We start from the raw sequence: 1,179 nt of genomic DNA on the forward strand, positions 1-1,179 counted from the left end.
CGCGCCATCAGAGATGTGTATAAGAGACAGCCCGGGGCCGGGTCCGCGAAGGCGGCGCCGCCCCGGGGTGCGGGGTCCGGGGTCGCCGAGCGCTGGACCACGGCCCCCGGAGCCGTACCGGAGGACACCGGCTGCTGGGTGCCGGAGCTCGGCGTGCCCCCGGTCCGCCCGTCGACACGGCCCGGCGACGGAGCACCGGTGCCCGGCTGCCGTACGTCGCGCCGCCAGGTGGCCGCCACGACCGGGCGCGCGGTGCTGCTGCCCACTGTCGTCGTGGGAGGCGCCGAAAACCCTTCGGCGGACCCGGTGTTCACTGTCAGGGCGCGGCCGGAGAGCAGAGTCCGTGACCGCTGGACGGTGGGCGACGGCGTCGCACCGCTCAGGCCCTGCGACGCCGTACGGCCCCGAGCGATCGGCCGGACGCGTACGGGCGGCAGGGGAGCGGCGGCGGCCGGAGCGGTCCGGGCACGGGCGGGATCCGCCGCGCGCTGGACGGCCGCGGTTCCGGGCGACGACGCGGCGGGCGTTGAGGGTATGGCGGGCGCTCCGGGCGCGGCGGAAGCCGACCGCACCGGCATCGCGGGGGGCGCCCCCGGCGACGGGGAAGCTTGGGCCGGAGCAGCGGGAACAGCCGGATGCGCGGGCCCGGGGCTCTGCGCCCGATCCGGAACCGGCCGCGTCCCGGCGGACGCTCGGTCACCGAGCAGCGGGGCGTCGCCGCCGAGCCGGGCGGTGGGCGGCAGCGAGGGGAGCGGCGTGCCGATCCCGCCCCGCGCACGGGCCCGTGAGCTGCCGGAAGCGTCGGCCCGCGGTGCGGGCTGTACGGAGGGGGAGGGCCCCGATGGCGTCGATGAACCGGGCGGCCGGGTGGGCTGGTGCCGCTGGGATGACTGGGGCGGCTGGGACTGCTGGGGCGTACGAGACCGGGCATCCGGCGACGACGGCTGCTGCCGCCGCGCAGGCGCAGGAGCGGACGCAGGCACCGACGCCTTCGTCGAGCCGGTCGAACGGGTCGCGGGCGTCGCAGGAGTCGTGGGAGTCGTGGCCGGAAGGCCCGGCGGACTCGGCGGGTCGGATGCCTGGCGCTGGAGCACCGGCATCTCGGCCGACGGCCGGGCCGTCGCGGGGGCGGCCGGAACGACGCCCGCCGGTCCGTCGGGGCCGGCCGGCCTGGCTCCT

General features: G+C 78.8%; 2 pseudogenes. One reads left to right on the top strand and one right to left on the bottom strand.

Going from position 1 to position 1,179, the window contains the following annotated elements:
* Positions 1 to 266 (bottom strand): annotated as a pseudogene (locus CR470_RS41030) (hypothetical protein); the annotation flags it as partial.
* Positions 267 to 756: 490 nt separating this feature from the next.
* Here CR470_RS41030 and CR470_RS41035 point away from each other — a divergent pair.
* Positions 757 to 1,179 (top strand): annotated as a pseudogene (locus CR470_RS41035) (hypothetical protein); the annotation flags it as partial.

The organism is Streptomyces sp. rh34 (genome assembly GCF_002551245.1).
Taxonomy (GTDB): domain Bacteria; phylum Actinomycetota; class Actinomycetes; order Streptomycetales; family Streptomycetaceae; genus Streptomyces.